Origin of the sequence: Streptomonospora nanhaiensis, assembly GCF_026642255.1 — a bacterium.
Lineage (GTDB): Bacteria > Actinomycetota > Actinomycetes > Streptosporangiales > Streptosporangiaceae > Nocardiopsis > Nocardiopsis tropica.
Genome location: NZ_CP113264.1, coordinates 5,744,445 through 5,760,688, shown reverse-complemented (window position 1 = coordinate 5,760,688; position 16,244 = coordinate 5,744,445). Strand labels below are relative to the sequence as shown.

General features: G+C 70.6%; 14 protein-coding genes and 1 pseudogene. 14 read left to right on the top strand and 1 reads right to left on the bottom strand.

Translation table 11 applies throughout. The features are described 5' to 3' along the window. The first annotated feature begins 337 nt into the window (after positions 1-337). The 12 genes from OUQ99_RS24770 to OUQ99_RS24715 all read left to right on the top strand — a co-directional run bounded on the left by OUQ99_RS24770 (position 338) and on the right by OUQ99_RS24715 (position 13,224). The gene (locus OUQ99_RS24770; protein WP_267946189.1) at positions 338-679 is read left to right on the top strand and encodes a hypothetical protein; all 342 of its coding nucleotides are present in this window, start codon (positions 338-340) and stop codon (positions 677-679) included. Then, positions 676-1,182, top strand: coding sequence for an ATP-binding protein (locus tag OUQ99_RS24765; protein WP_267946188.1), 507 nt, complete (start codon positions 676-678; stop codon positions 1,180-1,182). The genes OUQ99_RS24770 and OUQ99_RS24765 overlap by 4 nt, the downstream gene beginning before the upstream one ends. Before the next feature lie 356 nt (positions 1,183-1,538). Beyond that, positions 1,539-2,627: an ABC transporter permease gene (locus OUQ99_RS24760; RefSeq protein ID WP_267946187.1), complete on the top strand. Its 1,089-nt coding sequence runs from the start codon at positions 1,539-1,541 to the stop codon at positions 2,625-2,627. An 18-nt stretch (positions 2,628-2,645) separates the two neighbouring features. Next, positions 2,646-3,524, top strand: a complete 879-nt coding sequence (locus OUQ99_RS24755) for an ABC transporter permease (RefSeq protein WP_267946186.1) — start codon at positions 2,646-2,648, stop codon at positions 3,522-3,524. A gap of 5 nt (positions 3,525-3,529) precedes the next feature. After that, the gene (locus OUQ99_RS24750) at positions 3,530-4,615 is read left to right on the top strand and encodes an ABC transporter ATP-binding protein (protein ID WP_267946185.1); all 1,086 of its coding nucleotides are present in this window, start codon (positions 3,530-3,532) and stop codon (positions 4,613-4,615) included. Beyond that, on the top strand, positions 4,608-5,702 hold the full coding sequence (locus tag OUQ99_RS24745) for an ABC transporter ATP-binding protein (protein WP_412759594.1): 1,095 nt from the start codon (positions 4,608-4,610) through the stop codon (positions 5,700-5,702). The genes OUQ99_RS24750 and OUQ99_RS24745 overlap by 8 nt, the downstream gene beginning before the upstream one ends. A 4-nt stretch (positions 5,703-5,706) precedes the next feature. Then, on the top strand, positions 5,707-5,898 hold the full coding sequence (locus tag OUQ99_RS24740) for a hypothetical protein (RefSeq protein WP_267946184.1): 192 nt from the start codon (positions 5,707-5,709) through the stop codon (positions 5,896-5,898). Further along, positions 5,895-7,706: an ABC transporter substrate-binding protein gene (locus OUQ99_RS24735; protein ID WP_267946183.1), complete on the top strand. Its 1,812-nt coding sequence runs from the start codon at positions 5,895-5,897 to the stop codon at positions 7,704-7,706. The genes OUQ99_RS24740 and OUQ99_RS24735 overlap by 4 nt, the downstream gene beginning before the upstream one ends. A 1,546-nt stretch (positions 7,707-9,252) precedes the next feature. Beyond that, a complete protein-coding gene (locus tag OUQ99_RS24730; protein WP_346660216.1) occupies positions 9,253-11,709 on the top strand; it encodes a sensor histidine kinase in 2,457 nt (818 codons plus the stop codon). A gap of 103 nt (positions 11,710-11,812) precedes the next feature. Further along, positions 11,813-12,238: a roadblock/LC7 domain-containing protein gene (locus OUQ99_RS24725; protein WP_267946182.1), complete on the top strand. Its 426-nt coding sequence runs from the start codon at positions 11,813-11,815 to the stop codon at positions 12,236-12,238. Between the two features lie 46 nt (positions 12,239-12,284). Beyond that, entirely contained in the window at positions 12,285-12,644 is a 360-nt protein-coding gene (locus OUQ99_RS24720) for a DUF742 domain-containing protein (protein WP_082768466.1), read from the top strand. A gap of 22 nt (positions 12,645-12,666) precedes the next feature. Further along, a complete protein-coding gene (locus OUQ99_RS24715) occupies positions 12,667-13,224 on the top strand; it encodes a GTP-binding protein (protein WP_267946181.1) in 558 nt (185 codons plus the stop codon). Here OUQ99_RS24715 and OUQ99_RS24710 read toward each other — a convergent pair. Continuing rightward, positions 13,118-14,209 carry an IS110 family transposase gene (locus OUQ99_RS24710; RefSeq protein ID WP_267946180.1) on the bottom strand — a complete coding sequence of 364 codons (1,092 nt, stop codon included), beginning with the start codon at positions 14,207-14,209 and terminating at the stop codon, positions 13,118-13,120. The two genes, OUQ99_RS24715 and OUQ99_RS24710, sit on opposite strands and share 107 nt — an antisense overlap. Before the next feature lie 232 nt (positions 14,210-14,441). On the opposite strand from OUQ99_RS24710, the pseudogene OUQ99_RS24705 reads away from it, so the two are divergent. Beyond that, a pseudogene (locus OUQ99_RS24705) lies at positions 14,442-14,564 on the top strand (ATP-binding protein); the annotation flags it as partial. 60 nt (positions 14,565-14,624) lie between these two features. Then, positions 14,625-15,884: a styrene monooxygenase/indole monooxygenase family protein gene (locus OUQ99_RS24700; RefSeq protein WP_267946179.1), complete on the top strand. Its 1,260-nt coding sequence runs from the start codon at positions 14,625-14,627 to the stop codon at positions 15,882-15,884. Positions 15,885-16,244: the final 360 nt, after the last annotated feature.

Below are 16,244 nucleotides of genomic sequence, written 5' to 3'. Positions count from 1 at the left end.
ACAACTCCATCCACACAATGACCCCGCGACGGTTAAACGCCGTCCGGGGTCGTGGCCAGCAACTACCACCCTTAAACGACAAGGAATTGCCAGCATGCGCCAGTTTAGCGCTGCCCTTCTCAGCTGTGCGCTGGGGGCGGCCAAGGCCCTTCTCCTCCCCCCACGCGGATGCCACTCCGCCAGGGCACTCCGCCGCCGACGCCGCTCCACGCGGGTCCGCCGCTACGCCCCGCTCCCGGCCGCCCCGCCGCCGGCCGTCCCGGCACCGGTCGGCACGGCCTCCGCCCGGCCCCTGCGGCCCGCCGGTTCCACGCGTCCCGTGCGCCCCGGCCTCCCCGTGCCCCACCCACCCGCACCGCCCAGCCCGCCCGCACCGCCGAGCGAGGCCGCGCCCACCGGGGAGACCACCCTCGTCCGCCCCTACTACGCGGCCCACGAACACGAACTCGCCCTGGTCCAGGCCCGCGCCGACGCCCGCCTGCGGCAGTGGACCCGCACCACTTCCGCCGCCCGGACGCCCGCCCCGGCAGGCGGCCCGGTTCCCCTCCAGGAGCCCCGCACGCTCGACGGGTTCGCCCGCGCCGCCCACTCCGCCCACCGCGGTCCGGTCACTCACCGAGCCCCCTCCGGTGACCGCGTCCCGGCCGCCCGGCGCGAGTACCGGGGGGTGCCCGCGTGAACTCCCCGACGCCCGCCGACGCACCGCGCCCCCTCGTCTTCTGGGAGCACCGCCTCTACCCCGGCAGCCTCTCCCGGCTGGCCCGGGTCCGCGCCGACCTCGCCGCCGACCTGGCCGGGTTCGCCCCCGACCTGGTCGACACCGTGGTCCTGTGCGCCAGCGAGCTCTTCGCCAACGGCGTCGAGTACACCGACTCCGGCCGGGCGGAGGGCGGCGAGGTCATCCGCTCGCTGTCCCTCACGGCCGCCGACACCCTGCTGTTCTCGGTCAGCGACTCCGGCGGGGGAGGGGGAGTCCCCGCCGTCCCGCACGGACGCACCGACGACGAGTGGAACGAGGCGGAGGGCCGGCGCGGCCTCCTGCTCATCGAGAACCTCACCCGCCGCTGGGGACACCTGCGCCTCGCCCCCTGGGCGGATCTGGGCACCCGCGTCTGGGCGGAGTTCGACGTCGAACCCTCCGGGGTGCCGGACGGCCTGCGCCCCTACGTGTTCACCCGCTGACCCGCCCGGAGCCACCGGCCCGTCCGCCACCACAGCGGCCCCGGCCCCGTCGCCGTCTCCGCGTCGGCGGGGCCGGGGGACTCCGGGGGTCGGAACGGAGGGACCCCAGGTCTGTGACCTGGCTACTTTTGTGCAGAGCACAACGGGTTGGTGCGTACGGACTGTCGGTAATGAGCTGTTTTATTCCTGTTTGTTCGCTTTGTGATGCCGATCATGTCGCGCGGAAGACGCCGTTTGGTCACGGGGGTGGTGCATGCCACACCCCTCGGGTTACGGTGTCGATTTATTAGGAAACTTTCCTAATAAAAGGTGGTGCCCCCAGACCACCAGCCGCACCCCCTGCCCGAAGGAGCCCCGTGGCCACCGAAATCGCGGCCTCCCCGCCACCAGGCGCCGGGGACGCCACATCGGCGCGCACCGACGCCCCCGCCCCGCCACTGCGGCGGATCTGGAACCACTACGCCGTCGTCAAGGTCCGCAAGGCCCTCGTCGTGGTGTTCGTCGTCGCCAACGTCACCTTCTTCCTCGGGCGCGCGATGCCCGGCGACCCCATCGACGTCATGGCCGGACGCCTCACCCAGAACGGCATGACGATGGAGGAGGCCCGCGCCGTCGCCATGAACTCGCTGGCCTACGACGTCGACGCCCCCCTCCACCAGCAGTGGTGGGACTTCCTCGTCGGCCTGGTCACGTTCGACATGGGCAACACCATCAACCGGCCCGGCGTCAGCGTCATGGACGCCATCGGCGCCTACCTGCCCTGGACCCTGTTCAGCATCGGCGTCGGCACCGTCATCGCGGTGGCCCTGGGCCTCGCGCTCGGCATGGTCATGGCCTACCGGCGCAACCAGTTCCTCGACCACGTGCTCAGCGTCGCCGCCTCGGTCCTGGGGGCCGTGCCCAACTACCTCATCGCCATGGTGCTCGTCGTCGGCGGCGGCATGTACCTGGGCTGGTTCAACCCCATCGAACTGCGCGGCACCGTCAGCCCCGGCGTGCAGGCGGGGTTCAACCTCGAATTCATCGGCGACGCGTTCTTCCACGCCTCACTGCCGATCCTCACCTACGTGCTCGCCATCATCGGCACCTGGATGCTCGTCATGAAGGCGTCCACCACCGAGGTCCTCAGCGAGGACTACGTCACCGTCGCCCGCGCCCGGGGCCTGCGCGACCGGCGCATCGCCGTCGCCTACGTCGGCCGCAACGCGGTGCTGCCCCTGGTCGCCCAGATCGCCATCTCCTTCGGCACCCTCGTCGGCGGCGCGATCTTCGTCGAACAGGTCCTGGTCTACAAGGGCGTCGGCGGACTCCTCCTCGACGCGGTCAACTACCGCGACTACCCCCTGCTCCAGGGCCTGCTCATCATCATCACCTCGTGCGTGGTGGCCGCCAACCTCGTCGCGGACATGCTCTACAGCCGCCTCGATCCGCGCATCCGCGACTAGAACCAGGGGGACAGCACCATGGCCGTCACCACCGCCGCCCCCGGAGTCGGGGTCTGGGGCGCCATCTGGCAGGGCATCACCCGCAGCACCAGCGGGTTCGTCGGACTCTGCCTCGTCCTGAGCGTCCTGCTCTTCTCCTTCGTCGGCCCGCTGCTCATCGAGACCGACAACCCCACGGACGTCACCAAGATCTGGGGCCCGATGACGTCCGAGCACTGGCTCGGCACCAACCACGAGGGCAAGGACACGTTCATCCAGCTCGTGCTGGGCGGACGCGAGCCCATCTGGGTCGGCCTCACCGCCGCCCTCATCACCGTCGCCATCGCCGTCGTCCTGGGCAGCCTCGCCGGCTACCTGCGCGGGCGCGTCGACCACTTCCTGCTCCAGCTCACCGACATCACGATGACCATCCCGTTCATCGTGCTCATGCTGGTCATCGCCTCGTTCTACCGCGCCGCGTCCCCGCTGATGGTCTCGCTCATCATCGGCCTCGTCACCTGGCCCTACCTCATGCGGTCCATCCGCGCCCAGGTGCTCACCCTCAAGGAACGCGAGTTCATCGAGGCCGCCCGCCTCCAGGACCTGGGCACCGCCCGCATCGTCTTCGTCGAGGTGCTGCCCAACATGGCGGGCTACATCTTCATCAACTTCATCATCGCCATCACCAACGCCATCTACGCGGTCGTCGGCATGTACCTGCTCGGCCTCCTGCCGAGCACCGCCGCCAACTGGGGGCTGATGATCCAGCAGGCCTGGGACAACAACGCCTTCCTGCTGCCGCAGGCCGCCCCGTTCCTGGTCGCCCCGATGGTGATGATCATGCTCTTCCAGATCGGCCTGGTCACCATGACCCGGTCCCTGGAGCAGGCCCTCAATCCACGACTCCGGGACAGGTGAGCCCAGTGACCGACCACCCCGCCGCCCCGGCCGCCGGGAAGGCCCCGGCCGGAGGCCCCGCCGAAGGGGCGCTGCTCTCCGTCCGCGGCGTCGACGTCGGCTACCGGACCGGGCGCAGAACCCGGGTCACCGCCGTCCGCGACGTCTCCTTCGACCTCTACCCCGGCCAGTCCATGGCGCTGGTCGGCGAGTCCGGCTGCGGCAAGACCACCCTCGGCCTCGGCCTGCTCCGGCTGCTCCCGCGCACGGGCGTCGTCTCCTCGGGGGAGATCCTGTTCCGCCGCAAGGACGGCCGGCTCGTCGACGTCCGCACCCTCGCCAGGGAGGACCTGCGCCGGTTCCGCTGGAACGAGGCCGCCATGGTCTTCCAGGGCGCCATGAACGCGTTCAACCCCGTGCTGCGCATCGAGGACCACTTCCTCGACACCTTCCGCGCCCACGAGGGCGGACGGCGCCGCCCCCGCAAGGAGATCCTGGAGCAGTCCGCCGACCTGCTCACGACGGTCCGGCTCGACCCCGCCCGCGTCCTGGGGAGCTTCCCCCACGAACTGTCCGGCGGCATGCGCCAGCGCGCCCTCATCGCGCTCGCCCTCGCCCTGAAGCCGCAGCTCCTCATCCTCGACGAGCCCACGACCGCGCTGGACATCCTCACCCAGCGCTCCATCGTCGAGCGCCTCGCCGAACTCCGCGACGAACTGCGGTTCGCGATGGTCTTCATCACCCACGACCTGGGCCTGGCCGCCGAACTCGCCGACCGCGTCGGCACCATGTACGCGGGCCGCATGATCGAGACCGGCACCACCCGCGACATCTTCTACCGGGCCCGCCACCCCTACACGTCGGCGCTGATCAACTCCGTGCCGCCCGTCGCGGGCGACCTCACCGTCCCGCAGTCGCTGCCGGGCGGACCGCCCAGCCTCACCGCGCTGCCGCCGGGCTGCTCCTTCGCCCCGCGCTGCGCGCACGCCGTCGACGCCTGCTCGCACACCCGCCCCACCCTGGACGTGCTCCGGACCCGCACCGAGGGGCTGAGCCACGCCGCGGCCTGCCTGCGTACCCACGAACTCCTCGAGGGGGCCACCCGTGATTGACCGCACCGCACCCGCGCCCCGGCCGGACCGCGCGGCCACCGCCGCAGAGGGACCGGACGGAGGCGGCCCGTCCGCCGAGGCCGCACCGGAGGCCGCCGCCCTGCGCGAGGCCGCCCCGCCCGTCCTCAGCCTCAAGGGGGTCCACCAGGTCTTCGGCACCCCGCGCGGCGACGTCCCCGCCGTCGCCGGGGTCGACCTGGAGGTCCGCCCCGGCCAGGTGCTGTGCCTGGTCGGCGAGTCCGGCTGCGGCAAGACCACCAGCGCCCGCATGGCCGCGGGACTCGCCGCCCCCACCGCGGGCTCCGTCCTCTTCCGGGGCAGGGACGTCGCCGCGATGGACAAGCACGAGCGCTCCGTGTTCCGCCGCGCCGTCCAGTACATCCACCAGGACCCCTACGCCTCCCTCAACCCGGTGCGCACCGTCTACTCCACGGTCTCCGCCGGACTGCGCCGCCACAAGATGGTCAAGGACCGCCACGAGGCCCGCCGGGCCGTCACCGAGCTCCTGGAGCGGGTCGACCTCACCCCCGCCGAGGACTACCTCGACAAGTACCCGCACCAGATGTCCGGCGGCCAGCGCCAGCGCGTCGCCGTCGCCCGTGCGCTCGCGATGAACCCCGAGGTGATCATCGCCGACGAGTCCACCTCGATGCTGGACGTGTCGATCCGCGTCAGCCTGCTCAACACCCTGGGGAAGCTGCGGGACGAGCTGGGCGTCAGCTTCCTGTTCATCACCCACGACCTGGCCGTGGCCAAGTACTTCGCGTGGGACGGCGAGATCGCCGTCATGTACCTGGGCAAGGTCGTCGAGCACGGCCCCACGCCGCAGGTGGTCAACGACCCCCGGCACCCCTACACCCGCGCCCTCGTCTCCGCCGTGTGCGAGCCGGACCCCGACCTGGCCCGGACCAAGGAGCGGGTCCGGCTGCGCAGCGCCGACATCCCCGACCTCACCGACCTGCCGCCCGGCTGCGACTTCCACCCGCGCTGCCCCCTCTACGCGCAGGGCGCCTGCGACACCCTCCGACCGCCGCTGGTGCCCAGCCACGACCGCCTGCTCGCCTGCCACGTGGTCACCGGGGAGTGAGGACGTGCTCCTCCTCGTCGGCCGCTTCGCCCTCCTGGCCGGAGCGTTCCTCGCCCTGGCCAGCGCCCTCCTCGCCGTACTGAATCCCCCCGGCTCAGCCGAGTTCGTCATCAGCGTCGTCACCGTCGTGATCGGCCTCGTCGTGCTCTCCCTCGGACTGATCGCCGTCCTACTGGAAAGGAAGAGTCAAGAATGACCTTCACCCCCTCGGACAACCCCCTCATGCGGGACCTGAGCCGGCGCCGCCTGCTCCGCGCGGTCGGGTTCGGCGCGGCCGGAGCGGCGGGCGCGGGCCTGCTCACCTCCTGCGCCGGCGGTGACCGGGCGTCGAGCGGCGCCACCCGGTTCACCGGCGTCTTCGACTACGACCTGGACTCCCAGACGCGCAACGTCCACGTCGAGGACGGGGCGCTGCTGCTCAACTCCGTCTACAAGGACCTGTTCCTGTGCACGGGCGGCATCTACAACTGGCGCACGCACGAGTGGGACTACCTGCTCCTGGAGGGCACCGAGTGGGACGGCGACAACCTGATCGTCACCCTGCGCTCGGGCCTGAGGTGGAGCGACGGCACCGACCTGACCTCCGACGACATGATCCAGAGCTACGCCATGCGCGTCCTGGAGGCCCCGGTGTGGGGCGTCGGCTTCCCGCAGGTCCAGGAGCTGGAGCAGCTGGACGCGGTGAGCGTGCGCCTGGGGTTCGACGACCCCTTCCCCAACATCGAGCGCAGCATCATCAAGCACCGCATCGTCAGCAAGACCACCTACGCCGACTTCGGCGAGCGCGCCGTGCAGATGGTCGCCGACGGCGTCCGCCAGGGCGACGACGAGCACACGGAGTTCAACGCCGAGTTCATCGAGTTCAACCCCGACGAGATCATCTGCAGCGGCCCGTACCGCTTCGACCCGGAGCAGATGTCCGACGCGCGGATCACCCTGGTCCGCAACGAGGAGGGCTACCAGGGCACGGAGGTGCTGTTCGACGAGGTCGTCATCCACAAGGGCGACAACCGCCAGTCCGCCCTCCTGGTGCAGCAGGGCGAGGTGGACTACTCCACCCTCGCCCCCTCCGCCGCCGACCAGCAGGCGTTCCAGGGGGTGGAGGGCTTCACCTGGATCGAGCACGCGGGCTACGACGGCTGCGGCCTGATGTTCAACTACGCCGCCAAGCCCGAGCTCCAGGACGTGCGGGTGCGCAAGGCCCTCGCGCACATCCTCGACAGCGACACCGTCGGCCAGGTGGCCCGCGGCGAGGGCTACACCCGGGTCGAGCACTACGCGGGGCTGGTGGACCTCCAGGCGGAGGAGATCTTCACCGCCGACGAACTGGCCGGGTTCGAGCGCTACGACCAGGACCTGGACAGGGCCGCCGAACTCCTGGAGGAGGCGGGCTGGACCAAACGGGACGGCGTCTGGCACACCTCCGAGGGCGAGCCGGCCAGCTACGAGATCATCGGCGTCGCCGGCTGGGGCGACTTCGAGCTGACCTCCACGCAGGTGGAGGAGGCCTGGAACGACTTCGGCATCACCACCACCGCCCGAAACGTTCCGCAGGACAACCCCTGGGGCATCTGGGGCGCCGGTGACTTCGAGGTCGCGGTCCGCCACTGGGGCAACCCGGAGATCCCCGACTACTGGGGCGCCTTCCAGATGAACTTCCTGCTGGAGAACTCGGGCACCGAGGAGTCCCCGGGCCAGTCGTTCGACCTCAACGTGGAGAGCCCCTCCCAGGGCGAGGTCGACCTGGCCGAGCTGGTCGAGGTCGCCAAGCAGGCGGAGACAGAGGAGGAGCAGACGGAGGCCCTGAAGACGATGGCCATCGTCTTCAACGAACTCCTGCCGCGCATCCCCATCTGGACGTACAAGTACCTGGCCCCCGCGGTGGAGGGCGTGCGGGTGCAGTCCTTCGACAAGGAGCACCCGGCCGCCAACAACGAGCAGTACCAGGACAACCACGTCATCCTGTCGCTGATCCAGGGCGACCTGGCGCCGGTCGAGGAGTAGCCGGCGGGCCGGTGCGGCCGGCCGCGGCACGAGCGGGCGGGGACGGGTTCGGGCCCGTCCCCGCCCTTCGTGGAATGCGACCGCTCCTACGCGTGCGCGACGGAAGAAGCGGTCTCCGCCACGGCCGCGGAACGGTCGTGACGAGTTCCTTCCGTGCGCGAAATCGTCTGCCTTCCAGAATCCTCTCCCCGATCGCCGACGGATTGCGTGCACACCGTTTCCCCGAAGCTCCGGTGTGTGCTCGAAACGACGCGGAGTTGTGGAGATTCCCAGCTCAAGGCAGGTGTGGGGCGTTTCGGTCCAGAGTGTCGCAGGGGCCGCGCCCCGAACGAGAGGGCCCGGATCCACTCCTGCGGCCCGGGCGGAGCGGGCGCCGCGCTCCCGTGGGGCGGAGTTCGCGCTGTGGCTGTCCAGGATTCGGTCTTCTTATGCGGCATTTTCCGGTCTGTCTGTTGTTGGCGGGAGGGGTGGTTTCACATTTTTCGGCCTCCCTCGCGCGGTCTCCGACTTCGCCGACTCCCCGGCTGCGGAGGCCGCGTCGGCCGGATCGGCCGCCCCGGTGTGCCGGGCGCGCCCTGTGCGGGTACGCTCCTCGGCAGGCGGTTCCGGGATGCGCGGCATCCCCGGCCCCCCGCCGCGGGCGGGCCCCGCATCCCGCTGCCGACCCGGGCCGTGTGTGACGAAGATCGTCGGGACCGGCGAGAGCGGTGGGCCCACCGGCCCGAGGGGGAGGTCTGCCAGCCCTCCGGGGGCGTGTCCGTGCTGGTCACGGCCTCTGTCGGGCACTCCGGGCCACGTGTGCGGAACCATGCGGACGGGTGCTCGCGAGGAGTGGAAGCGGGCAAAAGCCCCCAAACTTCACAAAAGTGATCTGGCGTACGATGTGCGGCGTTCTCGCACGTCAGGAGCGTCCGTCCTGCCGCCTTTCCGATGCTTCCCCGATTCGTCTGCCAAGCCGCGAGACCTTTGTTAGTCTGACGAACCGAACGACGGTTCTCGGTGGAAGTACAGGAATTGTGCGGGGCATGCATACTTGTGGCCGGATTGGGTGTCGGTACCCGTCTGGTCCCCGCGCGCACGGGGGTGCTCCGCCCTCGTCCAGGCGTTCCTCCGGTGCAGGGGGCACCCGGCTGCCACGGGTGCGCCCTCTCGGCCTCCGACGCGGCCACCTCCCAGGTCAGGGGCGGTGGTGCGGGGCCGCCGCCGATCCGCCCACCTGATTCGAGGAGACGAGATTGTGGCAGAGGCGCCGTCACCGCGAGACAGCTCCGGCCCCCGCTCCGGCGGGGACGGACCGATGATGTCGACGGAGGACGGGCAAGGAGCCAAACGAGAAGGAAGGTTCCGCAGGGCCATCTCCCGGATGGTCAGGGTCCAGGAACCGCCGTCACCGGAGACCGAGCAAGGAAATCCCGTGCATCATCCCGTGCATCCGCACTCGCAGACCCCCGGCCGCACGTCGGACCGGGAAGGCGGCCAGCACACTGCCGGTGCCGCTCCCGCAGCCAAGGAGACGGCGGAGTCCGGCGGCGACACCCTCCCGCCCGTGACAGACACCGCCGCCACCGGGCCCTTCTCGGGATCGGCCGAGAACGGATACCGCCCCGCATCCAGGGCGAGCGCTCCCAACCCCTACACGAGCCGGCGGGTGAGCAACGTCGACGACGTCGACACCGGCGCCACCCCGATCACGCAGTGGCGCGGCGTCGGGCTCGACGAGCCCGAACCGCGCAGCCCGCACATCCCCGCCACGACGGACACCATGACCGACACCTCCTCCTCGCCAGAGCGCGCAGAGCGGCCCGAGGCCCCTGCGACGCACACACCGGCCCCCGAGCCCCAGCGCCAGGAGGCACCCGCCTCCGAGGCCAGGTGGCCCGAGCCCCGCACGGGCACCCCCCAGGCGGCGCAGCTGAGCCAGGCGGCTCAGCAGAGCCAGGAGGCGTGGCAGCGGCCCGCCGACCGGCCCCAGCAGCCCTCCGCCGGTTCGGGCGAGCCCCGGGCGGAGCGGCCCCAGGCCCCGCAGCCGGAGCGCCCCGAGGCGCAGGCGCCGTCCCCCTACCAGCAGCCGAGCACCTCGCACGAGCCGCCCGTCCAGGAGCGCTACTCCGAGCAGCGGTACGGCGACGCGCCGCGCGCGGGCCAGCAGTACCCGGGCGACCGGAGCCAGGCCCCGCAGCCCCCCGACGGCCGGTACGCGGCGCCCTACCAGGGCGACGGACGCCACCAGGGCCCGGCCCCGCAGGCCGGCCAGTACCAGGGCGAGGCCCCCCGGGGCGGCCAGTACGGCAACCCCTACGAGCCGCCGCGCTACGCCGGGCACGAGCAGTACCAGCCCCACCCGCAGGCCCCCGCCGGCTACCCGGCGCACCGGCAGGACGCCTACGCGCCCCCGCCGCCCCCGCAGTACGGCGCCTACGCGCCGCCGCAGGGCCAGCCCATGCCGCCGCAGCACGCGCCCTACCCGGCGCCGTACCCGCAGCAGCCCGTGGTCGCCTACCCGAGCCCCTACCCGATGCCCTTCCAGCCGCCCGGCTACGTGCTCCACGGCCAGCCGGTCTTCTACCCGGGGCAGTACAACCCCTACGGCCAGCCCGTCCAGCACGTCATCGTGCTCGCCGCCGGGCAGCAGCCGCAGGTGATCACCACCGAGTCCGCCGGCGCGCTGCTGGCCGAGCACGCCGGGCGCACCACCGCCGAAGAGGTGCGGGAGGACAGGGCGGCCGAGCGGGCCAGGGCCGTGGAGGAGGCCGCGCCCGCCCCCGCGGTCGCCGCGGAGCCCGAGCCCAAGGCCGTCACCGGGGCCCCGGCCGCCCCGGTCGAGGCCCCCGAGCCCGGCACGGCCGCCGCCCCCGAGGAGGAGCGGGCCCCGGCACAGTCGGAGGTCCCCAGCGACCTCCCCGAGCGGGCCGCGCTCGTCGAGGAGATCGCCGCGCTGCGCGGCAAGCAGGGCACCCTCCTCAACGAGGCGCTCGCCGGCCTGGCGATGCGCGACCTCTCGCTCGTGGACGCGCTGCTGGAGATGGTCGAGGAACTGGAGACCGACGCCCAGGACCCCGACCTGCTCGACAAGCTCTTCCAGATCGACAACTTCGCGACCCGGATGCGGCGCAACGGGGAGAACCTCCTGGTGCTCACCGGACACGACGGCGGAGAGTCCGACGCCCACGACGAGATCGTCCCCCTGCTCGACGTCGCCCGCGCGGCCACGTCCGAGATCAAGGACTACCCCCGGGTCCGCCTGGGCAAGCTCCCGCAGACCTCCATCACCGGTATGGCGGCCGACGACATCAGCCACCTCCTCGCCGAGCTGCTGGACAACGCCACCGCCAACTCGCCCGAGCACTCCCAGGTCGTGATCAGCGGCCAGGAGATGGACGACGGCCGCCTCATGATCGTCGTCGAGGACGAGGGCGTGGGCATCCCCGAGAACCAGCTGGCCGAGCTCAACGCCCGCCTGGGCGGTCAGCCGGTCCTCGACGACGAGGTGCCCCGCCACATGGGCCTCTACGTCGCGAGCCGGATCGCGATCAAGCACGGGCTGGAGACCAGACTCGAATCCCGGTCCTTCCGCGGGGTGAGCGCCTACGCGATCATCCCCAAGGAGCTGCTGCGCGTGGCCACCCCCCGCACGCCCGGACAGGCGCGCACGTCCACGATCCCGACGGTCAAGGCCCCCGCGGCCCCCATCGCCCCGGCGGCCCCCCGGCCCATCCCGGGCACCGGCGCGAACGGGGTCCCCGCGTCCGCTCCCAAGGAAGGCGCGGCCTCCTCGGTCACCGCGGCCGGACTGCCCCGGCGCAGCGCCACCCCGCACGGCTCGCCCCTGCGGAGGATGCCGCGCCCCGGAACGGTCACGGAACCCCCCAAGGGCCGCGCCGACACCCCGCCCAAGCTGACGGGGGAGGCCAGGGCCGCGCAGATCCGCGACGAGCTCGGCGACTTCCTCGAAGGGGAGCGCGCCGCTCTGGAGGGCGAGGAGATCGAGGGCGACGACAAGTGACGCCACCGTTCCCCAGGGGCTCACAGGAGCACCCCCCGGTGTGCACGCACACCCTCCGTACACAGCGAACCCGATACTCGGCCGAGGCAGGTAGGACACAACGATGACTGAATCCGTGAACGACAGCGTGGAGAACTTCTCGTGGCTCATCGACCGGTTCGTCCGGGACGTGCGGGGCGTCGAGCACGCCGTGGTGGTCTCGTCCGACGGCCTGGTCCTGACCCACTCCAGTGACTTCCCCGAGGAGCACGCCGAGCAGCTCGCGGCCATCGCCAGCGGTCTGCACAGCCTCGCGGTCGGTGGAGCCCAACTGTTCCAGCGCGGTGAGTGCGAGCAGCTGCTCGTGCGCTTCAACCACGGCCACCTCTTCATCATGGCCATCAGCGACGGTTCCTGCATGGCGGTCCTCACCGCCCCCGGCACGGAACTCAAGCTCGTCGGCTTCCAGATGGCCAAGCTGGTCGAGAACGTGGCCCACGTTCTCACGCCGCAGCTGCGCTCGCAGCTGCGCGAAGTCATCCAGAACTGACGAGGGTGACCCGTGACGGTTCGGCAGGAATGAGGTTGCTGCGGCTATGAGCTTCCGCAGGCGAAGGAGTAACCGTGTCCGCCCGTTCACCTTCACCGGTGGGCGGACGCGGTCACGGCATCCGCTGATGGTGCAGACCCTGGTCTCGACGTCCGAGCCCGGGCAGGAACCTCCTGGCACCCTCATGCCGGAGTCGATCAACATCTACAAACTGTGCCGGGAGACCCGGTCGCTCGCCGAGGTGTCGGCCGAGCTGAACATCCCCCTGGGCGTCACACAGGTACTGGTCAGCGACCTGGCCGAGCAGGACCTCGTGTACATCCACCCGACCATCACCGGCAGCAGTCCATCGGAAAACCAGGTTCTGGAGAGGGCTCTTCGTGGTCTCGAACGACTTTTCCAGTGACAAGCGGTCGAATCGCAAGAAGATGTCGAGCAAGATCGTCATCGCCGGTGGCTTCGGCGCCGGCAAGACGACCTTGGTGCGCTCGGTGTCGGAGATTCCCCCGGTCACGACAGAGGCGATCATGACCGAGGCGAGCGTCGGACACGACGACACCTCGGTCACCCCCGACAAGACGACCACCACCGTCGCGATGGACTTCGGCCGCATCACCATCGACGACGAGCTGGTCATGTACATGTTCGGAACCCCGGGCCAGGCCCGGTTCTGGTTCATGTGGGACGACCTCGTCCGCGGCGCCGTGGGCGCCGTCGTCGTGGTCGACTGCCGAAGGCTCGCGGACTCCTTCGACGCCGTCGACTACTTCGAGACGAACAAGCGCATCCCCTACATCGTGGCGCTGAACAAGTTCGAGGGCCACCTCGACTACACCTCCGAGCAGGTCCGCGAGGCCCTGGAGGATGCTCCTATGGATGTCAAGCAGCTTGAGCGAGGCCGCTGTCGATGGGACTTCGGTTGGTGGCCGTGTCACGCACCGACCGCGTCAGCACGCGGTAGACCTCCCGGGCCACATGGCGTTTGAGACAGCGCATGATGTCCTTCTTCGACAGGCCCTGCCCGGTGCGCCGCTCGACGTAGGCGCGGGTGCGCCCGTCCCAGCGCATCCGTACCAGCACGATGGTGTGCAGGGCGTGGTTGGCGGCCCGGTCACCGCCCCGGTTGAGCCGGTGCCGGTCCCGCCGCCCGGACGAGGCCGGCACCGGCGCGACCCCGCACAGGTGCGCGAACGCCGCTTCCGAGGCCAACCGGCCGGGGTTGTCCCCGGCCGTGGCCAACAGCTGCCCGGCCACGTCCGGCCCCACCCCCTTCAACTCCAGCAGCTCCGGGGCCGCCCGACGGGTCAGGGCCCCGAGCTCGGCGTCCAGACCGGCGAGCTCCTCCTCCAGAGCGATGATCCGCCTGCCCAGACGGCGCAGCGCGAACTTGACCGCCTGGGCGGGGTCGGCCAGATCCGCACCGGGCCGCAGTCGCGCGCACGTGGTGGCCAGCACCTTGGCCGAGAGCCCGCGCAGCCCCGCGCGCACCTGTTCAGGGGAGGTGATGACCAGTTGGCGGGCCTGGTTGATCGCCTGGGTGCGGGCCTTGACCGCCGAGCGGCGCACCACCCGCAGGGAGCGGACGGCCTCGACGACGCCGTCACGGGTCTTGGGGGTGCCGCAGGCCCGACCGGAGGCCACCGCGGTGGCGGCGGCGTAGGCGTCGATGGGGTCGGACTTGCCCTTCATCCGCCGCGTTTTGCGGTCGGGGCGGTCCACCTCCACCACTCTCAGGCCCTGGCGGGCCAGGTGACGGGAGAGCTCGGCGCCGTAGGCGCCGGTGCCCTCGACCCCGACCGCGGCCACGGTGCCGTGGGAGGACAGCCAGGACGACAGGTGGCGGTAGCCGGTGCCGGTGGCGGGGAACTCACGGTCGGCCAGGTGGCGGCCCAAGGGGTCGATCACGGCGGCGTGGTGGGTGTGGCCGTGGGTGTCCACGCCCGCTGTGACAACGAGGGGCTGATCGGTCATGCTGGTACCTGCCGTCCTGTCGCTGATCCCGGTGGGTGGCACGCGCCGGCCGGGCGGGCGGACAAGACTGTGGCGGGGCTTTTCGACCAAGCTCCTATGAGGTCACGGTCGCCCGTCCGGTCGCGTGCGGTGGCTTCCCCGGGCAGGCCGACGAATCCCCTGAAGGACAACCTGTCGGTGTCGGTCAGTCCGTGAGTCAGACCTACCGGAGAAGCCACCACACATCTTCACAGTCAGTCCCGAGGTGCCGATCATCGACTTCGACGCCCGCAACCGCCTGTCCGGGGGCGATGTGCTCAAGGCACTTCTCAGGTACGCCCTGGAGCACAACCGCACCAGCGAGCCCGTCGCCTGACGGGTGGGGAGGCCTCGGCCTCCCCACGGCCCCGTAGATTCCCCAGGAAAGTTAGCGAACATGCGCAAGATCCTTATCGTCGGCGCGGGTCACGCCGGCCTGCACCTGGCTCACGGTCTCCTGAACCACGGCTACGACGTCACGGTGATCACGGGGCAGTCCTCGCTGGAGATCAGGACCGGCAAACCCTCCATCTCCCAGTTCACCTTCCCCACGGCCCTGGAGTGCGAGCGCAAGTTCGACCTCGACTTCTGGAGCGCGCTCTCACCGCAGATCCGCGAACAGAAGCTGGCCGTGTACAGGGAGGGGCAGCCCGTGATGGCCGTGAAGGGGCGCTCCGACCCCGGCAACGGCTACTCGGTGTCGGTCGACCGCCGGGTGAAGATGGCCGACTGGCTGGAGTCCTTCGAGGACCGGGGCGGCAAGGTCGTGATCCACGGCGTCACGGTGACCGACCTGGACTACTTCTCCCGGATGTTCGACCTGATCGTCGTCGCGGTCGGCCACGGGGAGCTGGGCCAGCTCTTCGACTACGACGACAGCCGCTTCAGCGGGACGCGGCCCAGGGCTCTCGCCCAGGCCTACGTCTACGACCTGTGGCCCCCGGACACGGGGGACTCGGCTAACATCGGCTGGTTCGGGGTGACGGAGGAGGCCGGGAACATCCTCCTGCTCCCGATGCTCACCCAGGAGGGGCCCGCCCACAACATCCTCCTGGTGGACAAGAAGGGCGGTCCGATGGACGCCTGGCCGGACCGGCCGGGCCCCGAGGAGCAGCTGCGGCGCATGAAGGACCTCATGCGCAAGTACGCCCCCGAGTTCTTCGAGCGAGCCAAGGACGCCGTCCTGATGGACGGCCGCAGCACCCTCGTCGAAGACCTCACCCCGCAGGTGCGCAACCCGGTGGGGACCCTGCCGTCCGGCGGCAAGGTCATCGGCATGGCCGACGTGGTGGTGACCATGGACCCGTTCGTGGGACAGAGCTGGAACAACTCCACACGGTGTGCCGAGGCCTACCTGGAGAGCATCATCGAACGCGGTGACCAGGTGTTCGACGAAGAGTTCATGATCACAGCCTTCGACCGCTTCTGGGAATTCGGACAGGACAACCAGGAGTGGGCCGAGTTCGCCTCCTCGATGGTCGAGCAGGCGCTGCCAGAGCACATCATGAACGTCATGAACGCGGCATCCGAGTTTCCCGAGATCGCCGATCGGTGGATTCAGGGATGGGACTGCCCGTCGGACTACAAGACGTGGATGTTCGATCCCGTGGTCGCCGAGAGGTACATCAGCGAGGTCCGGGCCCGGCACGCCGGCTGATCCCGGCCCACGTCCGGTGCTTCAGGCCCGGCGCCTCTCGGGCGCCGGGCCTTTTCGCGTATCACACGGGGTGTCCCACGGCTGAGGCGGGGTGACGGGATGAATTGTTGCTTCGCCATTAATCGTTTACTCTCCTGACCGAAATTATCTGTCCGAAAGGGAACCCTCTATTGTCAGTGCTCCTAATCAGGGGTTACGCTCTAGCGAGTTGGATCCCGTTTGACCCCGAATGGTGTTTCCTGGGGTAGTTCTTGTGGTCCTCAGAAGCTCCGGGGCTCGGTACTCCCCAGTGTGTGAATACCGCCCCGGTCCAGTGTTCACGGCGTGCATTTGCACGGGCAGGGCACCGGCCCTCGGCGG